Below are 7,740 nucleotides of genomic sequence, written 5' to 3'. Positions count from 1 at the left end.
TCACCCAATATTACGTAGATATCCGATAATGGTGCTTCGTTGGCAAAATAACAGTGACATAGGTTGGATCGAGCGAATGCGGGCCCCGACACAAACCCTCAGCTGCAAAAAACAATCCGCAAAAAAACGGCACCGGCAATTGATTGCCATCATGGGTGATGAATTGTACCAGGGGCATGGGCATTCCACTCTTGTTTTTATCCTGATATCACTTTAACGAACACGTGCGCAAATAAAAAGTGCCTGTCATTACCGGTGGGGAGCACTAACTATATTAGCGTTCTGACACTCCCCGCCCTAAAGGCTGTCTCTTACCCACAAGTCCTGCAACCTTTGGTAGCCAAGGGTTGCAAGTTAGTTTGTACATGTCGTTTATATTTCAGGCCAAAATTCATACCCCAGTGTTTTCAGGGGCTCCAGAGCAGGTAAATGCTCAGGAAATGATATTTCCGACCATCTTGGGTATTTGTGGGTAAGAGACAGCCCTAAAGGCGAGGCTTTACGACGATTTTGGTAACCATAAAGAAACTTTCCAGAATAACCTGTTTGTTTAGAACTATATCCTTGATTGATGGTCTTTTATAAATAGATATGTTCCCGCAAAGTGTGAGTAACTGCATTATGGATAACAATAACTTTTTTGGCTCCCTATTTTCACAAACATACTACAACCCGTCACATCCACAAACATACTATTACCCACCACAAGACGGACAATATCAAATAGATCCGCTACAGGGTTTAGCAAACTGGGCAGGCTATCGGCGCATTTCCCCAATTCAGTTTGGTCATGGTTATGTAGCCCCGTGGTCCGGTCAGATTGAGGCTGGACCAGGCTGCATATTGTACGGCTCCCCCCATCAGAGCAGGCGTGTTGATCCGTTGGGTGTGGGTCATTTAAGTGCCAAGATACCTGTTTGGGGCAGGAGTACAGGAAGTGTCAGGCAGGGAAATATAGCCGGGGGTCAGCCTGGCGATAACCAGAAGGCTCGTCAGGAGTTGTCCGTAAATAACATGCCCGCTTCTGAGCCTCGAAACTCTGTTTATCCTGCACCTGTTGAAGGGTGGCGGGAACTCCGAACTGACGCATCGTTGCAGACATCCCCGGCATCCGCTCAGGATGACTGGAGACCGGGTTTAAAAAGTTTGACTCGTTTAAGGACAACTCCCGGGTGCGTCTCTCATAAGAAAAAAGAGGGACTTATTTTTCCGGTAAGAAAGTTGATAGCTTCCTACCCTGGTCGCATTAAAACCGCCTGTTTTAGCCCTGATGGCAATAAACTGCTGATTGTCTGTGGTGAGCAAGTAAATATTAAAAGACTTGATAGTGGTAGGCATGGTCAGGATTACCAGGATTTGTATTGTGGCTGCGGCTATCCTGATTCAGAGGGCATATTTCGCTTCAGTTCCGATAGTTCATGCCTGGTCATGGGATTTGATAAAACCCTGCACATCATCAGGCCTGATAAGGAGGGGTGCTGGGATAAACAGAAGGAATATTCATTTAAGAATCCCGTGCTGGCGATTGGTTTTGTGCCTGATTCTCGCAGCTTGGGGATAGTGGCTGGTAACACTGTTACGATAAAGGACTTTGACAAGCAGGGTGACAGGGTTCAGGAAATCCAGTCCGGTGATGATCAGTGTTTGCCGCATCGTGCTGTTTTCAGCCCTGATTTAACCACCTTGGTGTTAGGTTTTGGTAATAGTGTCTGGATCATGGGGCTTGATAAGAGCGATAGCTGGAATCGCAAGACCGAATTAAGCCTTGCTGATTCGGTTTCGGTAATTCGTTTCAGCCCCGATGGTAGCAGACTAGCGATAGCTTATGGCACTTCCTTCCAGATTAATTGCCGTGATGACCGGGAGAACTGGGAACAGAAGGAGGTATATACCATGAATACTGGCTGTCTGATTACCTCATTAAGCTTTGGCAGTGACGGTTGTGAGCTGGTAGCCCATTCGCAAAATCAGCGAACTGCCATGTTTTTTAGGGAAAATGGTGGTTGGTGGAAGCGTGAGCATTCATTCCCCTGTAGTCCGAAGCTGAAATCCCTGGAGTGCAGTCCATTGCGAGGAGTCTGTGTAATAGCGAATTATAAAGAAGTGGAGGTATGGGCCAGGAAATTGAGTTCTAAACCGGCAAGTCACTGGGAACTGAAAACCTCCATTATACGCAAGGGAGATGTAAACCTGATCAGCCATAGTCCCGACGGCCATAGCCTGGTGACGGTCTCAAGATCAGGACTCAGGGATTGTCATGATCGTGAGTGCTGGATACAAACAAGAAGCATCACTCAGCCAGTAACCAGGTCAGGCCGCACTGATCAGGCATTATGAACGGTAGATACCCGGAGTTTCAAACGGGCCGTTGCATCCCCGTTCCGGATGTTTTCCCGGGTGGGTGAGGAAGAAGTCATGCATTTTATGGAAATCCTCAGGGATATTTCCTTCCATAGTCATGGGGATGCCAATAATGACCTTTTTATCCCGGAAATCGAAGGAAATGGGCACAACAGGAGCATTCGCTCCCCTGGCAATATGATAAAAACCGGTTTTCCAGCGTTGCACTTTCGAGCGGGTGCCTTCCGGTGCGATGACCAGGACAAAATGATCGCTGTTTTTCATCTTGTCTATGGCCTGGTCAACCCGGTTAATCGACTTGTCCCGCTCGATGGGAATGCCTCCAAGCCTGCGCATCAATACTCCCAGGGGCCAGAAAAACAGCGAGTGTTTGGCAAAAAAACGAACCCGTATCCTGGTGATAAGCTTGACCGCAACGCCAACCACGAAGTCCCAGTTTGACGTATGGTGAGCGACGATGATCACATACTTGATCCTGAGCGGTGTCGAAGGGTGTCTAGCACGATCTAAGGATTAGTCACGAAATAACTTCCCTGTTTTTTTGCCACGGAGACACGGCGGCACAGAGAAAAACCTTTAATAATAATCTTTTCTCCGTGTCTCCGAGGTAATTTTCTTTCACGGAAAAAACGCTTTCATTGGGATACTTCATACAACGAGTAAGATTTTAACTTGTCTTTACCATCAATCTGATCAATGACATTCAGCACATCGGATGGGGATTCTGGTGGTTTTTCAGGTAAGTATTCCTCAATGGGAGAAGTCTCTCTTTGCCCAAGAACGTGTACATAGGATTGCAGATTGTGGGCTGCACCGGATCTTTCTTTGTCCCGGTACGCCATTGTTGCGTCTTGCTCTACGGAGTGCATGATTTGTGGCGATGGTGCTGCTAGCGGATCGGTTGATTCTGTATTTTTACCCGACAGGGAACAGCCAAAGGAACAGCAAAGGAACAGGACATCCATAAATTTACTATCCGCATAGATTCGACCAACGTTTTAATTAAGTTTTCACCCTGGATTTATGGATGTCCTCGTTCTCATAATGTTGCAGAAATCTCATCAGCCAGCCGTGATCAATTTGATCAAAGAATTGACTGATGTCCGTATCCAGCTGACTTTCTTCTGGGTAATCGCTATATGGACTACTTTTTAATTTCTATAAACTTGAATTCAAGGGGGTAAAAATTATTTCATGCCAACTTTAACGAGAATTGACGTATAATAATCAGGAACTGCTGAGTTTTCCCAGAACGTATATTTCATAGTGATGATTAATACTTTTATCGAAAGCACCACCTAACTCTTCTTTAAAGTCACTTTGAACCTGCCAGACAAGTGGTATTTGGTTTAGATTGCTGTACTTATGAATCAATGGTTGCTTTTCTGCAGTGAACTCGGTTTCTTTATAAAAAGCAGGGGAGATATTTTTCTTCATTAGCTCATTATAAAAATAACCATGAGCTTCAATTCTTGAAATAAAATTCGACAGAAACCCGCATCCAGATTGTGAACAAGAAAAAACGCCAATATGCTCTAGATATCCAATGAAACCATCCTCGTTATTAGCTAGTTCAGCATTAAGTTTTAGATTGTTACTGAAAAATGCGTCCCTATTTTTACTTGATTTTATAATATTGAAAAGTTTTTTATGTGTTTTTGAATTTTCAGGTAATAAGTAAATGGGTTTTTCATCGAGCGAATTTGGTTCGGTACTTTTCCTTGGTAACGGCTCTTTGTTTACCGTAACAGGGCTTGCTGTTTCTTCATTCCTGTCAGTGTGTTGTCTGGTTTTTTGATCTAGTAACCATTGTTTCATTAATGCATCATGGTGTTCTTCTGAATCTGATTCGTCAGAGGATCTTTCTTCATAGAGCGATCCATAGCCTGAATAACAAATATGAGAATCTTTTTCGTCGCTTGAGTTGTTGTCTGGAAAATCTATGTCAGAAACTAAATTCGGTGAATGAGAAGTCGCTGTGTCGGTAGTGGCAGCCATCTCGAATTCTGACAATGTTTTGCTATCGGAATGCTCACCGCCATGATCAGCGATTTTTGAAGGTACATCTATTTTGGTTACGCCGGACGCTGTATCACAAGTAGAGACATGAACTGGATACTGGCTATCGGCAGCTTGTCCAGTAATAGGGCTGGGATATGCCATAGTATGTCACTCCATTTAAAAAATACGATTTGAATTCAGGTGATAGATATTCAGTAAAAGCACTTGTGTTAGGCTTTACCGCTTGACTCCAATCAAACGAAAAGAGAGGTAAACTTTACGTATAATAAATAATTTCAGCTACAAGTGTTAATAACACTACAGTTAGTGATACTAACCTATAAGTAGGTGATAGTTTGCTATCAAATATTTTGACCACTAGTCAAGGAATAAGTTCCAATCTTTTTATAATCAAAGCATCAGCAGCTGATGATATTCACGAATTTTCTGGTGGTAAATATTGGAATGCAAACAACGCCCTCTTTTTTAAAAGTAGCGATAATGCCTCTACGCCTTGGTATCAATGGTGATGATCGGTTTATCAAATAAAATTTGACTATACGTACAGTCAATTTAGACGAAAGCAAACTTCCACCTACTTATGATCAGGGCGAAAGCGTCAGATGGACGATAGTTCAGTTAATGACGAGAATGAAGCGAAAACCCCGGGTATTAGCTCGCTTTTGTTATGTCAAGATAACATCCCTAAGACTAACTCTTCTTAAAAACAGACTAAATGGGACGAAAGTAACCCTGAAGCTTCCGCCCTGCCTATATGATCTGCTCGTTTTACCAGGCCATAACTTTGTATTCTTTCGCAAATATACATGACCAATATCAATAGATACTAAACCTGGATGGGGAAAATATCAGATACGGTTGAGCTGGATGATAGAGAGGAATAGGACATCCAGTGCGCCGAGATAAATCGGCAGAAGATAGGCAGCATTTAGGTGCCTGATGTTGGTTTCGATTGGGTCGAAGAAAGGAACAGGAAAGGAACAGGACATCCACAAAGGAAGGAACAGGAGAAAGGAACAGAAAGGAACAGAGAAAGGAACAGGACATCCACAAAGGAAGGAACAAAGGAAGGAACAGGACATCCACAAAGCAGGAAAAGGAACAGGACATCCATAAATTTACGAAAGGAACAGCGAAAGGAACAGGACATCCATAAATTTACTATCCGCATAGATTCGACCAACGTTTTAATTAAGTTTTCACCCTGGATTTATGGATGTCCTCGTTCTCTTCAGTAGATCTATTTGGTAGTCGTTGTCTCAGTCCATCAGGGCAGGTGCCTCTATCTGGGTCTGTGGGCTTTCTATCGACAGGGTGAAATTTTCTCCTCTTATAACTGCGACTGTATAATCTTCATGGTCACATTTTTTTATTATTTCAGGAACACTTCCAATAAATAACTGCCCAGAGTTCATTTGGCCGAATTTGTTAATAGCTAACTCATTTCCTATGTAGAACATAAAGTGATGACGATCATCACCGAAAATCATAATAACATCACCCCATTCGAGGTTTTTTATGTCAAAACTGTCTCTATCAAATTTGATTTTCTTTATATTCGCTTCTTTTAAATTGTAAGTAAGCAGGTCAGTAAAATTCCCGCCCTTATTGTCTTTTACAACAATACCATGGGCAATATAAAAAAGGGCAGTTTCCATACACGTTGGTGTAGTGCAGCCGTCAAAAATATTTATGCCGTAAGTAAGAAGAGCAATTATTCTCTCTTCGCAGGCTTTCCGATAATCTGACTTTTCTTCTGTGCATCCGTGAAATAAGTCAGCAATTTGGTTTTCTTTAAAAAACGTACATGATGGTTTTGCTGAATCATCATAGAAATCACCATCCCAATCCCAAAAGGTTACAGTATCGTTTCCAACTGAAACAGGGTGTAAGTGGACAGAATCAAAAACCAGAAAATCAACTTCTTTCTCTGGCAAAATATTACATTTTATTTTTGATAACTCTGAAGGGGTTCTTTGAAGAATCGGAACACAGCCTACCGTTTTAAAGTGATTTGTTTCAAACTGTCGTAGATTTGTTTCATGCCTAGTTGTTTTTTCTACGCTAAAGCGGCCAGTTTTTGAGGCTTCTCTTTTAGTAGAGGGGGTAGACTCATTATAACTTTTAATTGCGGATTTAGAGTCTGTAGATGTAGATGCTGTTTCGTACATAATTATATCCTTTATTTATTTATTTTTTGACAGTTTGATCCGTCATAAGTTCTTTTTTGAGGTGTTTTCTCTTGGCGTCGAAGATGTTGGGGGTTTGTGCCCATTTCCCCGAAAGGTTCACTCACCCATAAAATATGCGGTTTAAGGCATTCTGGAGTAAATCAAAAGTCGATTGTGAGACTTTGAGTATCAGAATGTATCGAAACAGGATTTGTGATACCTGCTGTCAAACCAATTGTGGCGGTATCACATGTTAAGAGTTTTGATTCTGCCGTTTTTTTACATAAATGAACTTTTCGAGGAAATGGGCGCATAACCCCAATAACTATTTGATTAGGTTATGGAAATAACGTCATAGCATGACGTTATTTCCATAAAAAAATTGCCATAAAGTGCTGCCATCTGGTCATACTGGTATCAGTCTCGTTTTCAGGCGTTTTAAGCGCTTTTTTCCTTACCCCTGCCTGAACCATTGCCTGCTCCAGTTTTCCCGTTATTTCCTTGTTATTTTCAATCAAAATTCGATTCTCGCCCTGCAATCCAGCGATCTGTTTATCCTGCTCCTGCACTTTTGCTTTCAATCGGGCAATTTCGGCCTGAAGGTTGGCTGTTTTCTGCTGTTTCTCCGCATCCTTGAGCTGTTGGGCTTGAGCCCTGAAATCCTTATATTTCTGAAGATCCGAAGGGAACTCGATTTCCAGCTTTTTAGCTTCGGTTGCTAGATCATTTACTGCCACATAAGAGAGTGGTAGGTTTTTCAGGTAAGGGTGCTCGTTTACCACTTTCCAAGCGGCTCTAAATTTCCGCCATTTCTCCTTTCCAAGTCCCAGCCCGGCAGACTGCATAACGGCTCCACTGCACACCACAAAACGCCCACCCGCTGTCCCTGCCCCACCCTGTTTGCTGCAAGGCCTGTCAAAACCACGGACACCGTACCCGCTGATGGAGCCGGCCGTCCCTGGCCGGAGCAGTTTGCAGCCAAGAAATAAGAAAGAAATAAAGAAATAGGACAGCCATAATCTTAACAAGAAATAGGACAGCCATAATCTTAAAATCCAATAAAACCTGATTGGCTATAAAAACTGACAAATCAATCATCATCAGTATTAACCATCCCTGAATCCAAGTGATGCAGACAATACTCTTGAGGGTAAATCCAGCTTTTGGATGAATAACTAACGGATAG

The 7,740-nt window shown here is 42.6% G+C and carries 8 protein-coding genes; 3 read left to right on the top strand and 5 right to left on the bottom strand.

What is annotated here, in order from left to right:
• Both RM811_RS04610 and RM811_RS04605 read left to right on the top strand, forming a co-directional pair.
• Positions 1-217: hypothetical protein (locus tag RM811_RS04610; RefSeq protein ID WP_402521232.1), on the top strand; the 217-nt coding region annotated here is incomplete at its 5' end.
• 404 nt (positions 218-621) lie between these two features.
• Positions 622-2,337, top strand: coding sequence for a WD40 repeat domain-containing protein (locus tag RM811_RS04605; protein WP_402521230.1), 1,716 nt, complete (start codon positions 622-624; stop codon positions 2,335-2,337).
• Here RM811_RS04605 and RM811_RS04600 read toward each other — a convergent pair.
• The 3 genes from RM811_RS04600 to RM811_RS04590 all read right to left on the bottom strand — a co-directional run bounded on the left by RM811_RS04600 (position 2,332) and on the right by RM811_RS04590 (position 4,524).
• Positions 2,332-2,826 (bottom strand): 1-acyl-sn-glycerol-3-phosphate acyltransferase, encoded by a 495-nt coding sequence (locus RM811_RS04600; protein WP_402521227.1) that lies wholly within the window; start codon positions 2,824-2,826, stop codon positions 2,332-2,334. The two genes, RM811_RS04605 and RM811_RS04600, sit on opposite strands and share 6 nt — an antisense overlap.
• A 170-nt stretch (positions 2,827-2,996) precedes the next feature.
• Positions 2,997-3,326 carry a hypothetical protein gene (locus RM811_RS04595; protein WP_402521224.1) on the bottom strand — a complete coding sequence of 110 codons (330 nt, stop codon included), beginning with the start codon at positions 3,324-3,326 and terminating at the stop codon, positions 2,997-2,999.
• Between the two features lie 262 nt (positions 3,327-3,588).
• Positions 3,589-4,524: a hypothetical protein gene (locus RM811_RS04590; RefSeq protein ID WP_402521222.1), complete on the bottom strand. Its 936-nt coding sequence runs from the start codon at positions 4,522-4,524 to the stop codon at positions 3,589-3,591.
• 194 nt (positions 4,525-4,718) lie between these two features.
• On the opposite strand from RM811_RS04590, the gene RM811_RS04585 reads away from it, so the two are divergent.
• Complete coding sequence (locus RM811_RS04585; RefSeq protein ID WP_402521219.1) at positions 4,719-4,892, top strand: hypothetical protein; 174 nt, start codon at positions 4,719-4,721, stop codon at positions 4,890-4,892.
• 750 nt (positions 4,893-5,642) lie between these two features.
• Here the strand turns inward: RM811_RS04585 and RM811_RS04580 are convergent.
• Together RM811_RS04580 and RM811_RS04575 are read right to left on the bottom strand one after the other, a co-directional pair.
• Positions 5,643-6,554, bottom strand: coding sequence for a hypothetical protein (locus tag RM811_RS04580; RefSeq protein WP_402521217.1), 912 nt, complete (start codon positions 6,552-6,554; stop codon positions 5,643-5,645).
• Positions 6,555-6,919: 365 nt separating this feature from the next.
• Positions 6,920-7,582, bottom strand: a complete 663-nt coding sequence (locus RM811_RS04575; RefSeq protein WP_402521215.1) for a hypothetical protein — start codon at positions 7,580-7,582, stop codon at positions 6,920-6,922.
• Between the last annotated feature and the right edge of the window lie 158 nt (positions 7,583-7,740).

The sequence above is a fragment of the Endozoicomonas sp. genome (assembly GCF_031844845.1).
In the GTDB taxonomy this organism is placed as follows: Bacteria; Pseudomonadota; Gammaproteobacteria; order Pseudomonadales; family Endozoicomonadaceae; genus Endozoicomonas.
Note: the sequence above shows the minus strand (reverse complement) of the source record. Positions and strands in the feature narration are given on the sequence as shown.

Excerpts from the sequence above, each read along its gene's own strand:
- RM811_RS04605 (WP_402521230.1), top strand. The coding sequence starts at position 622 with ATGGATAACAATAACTTTTTTGGCTCCCTATTTTCACAAACATACTAC.
- RM811_RS04595 (WP_402521224.1), bottom strand. The coding sequence starts at position 3,326 with ATGGATGTCCTGTTCCTTTGCTGTTCCTTTGGCTGTTCCCTGTCGGGT.
- RM811_RS04590 (WP_402521222.1), bottom strand. The coding sequence starts at position 4,524 with ATGGCATATCCCAGCCCTATTACTGGACAAGCTGCCGATAGCCAGTAT.
- RM811_RS04580 (WP_402521217.1), bottom strand. The coding sequence starts at position 6,554 with ATGTACGAAACAGCATCTACATCTACAGACTCTAAATCCGCAATTAAA.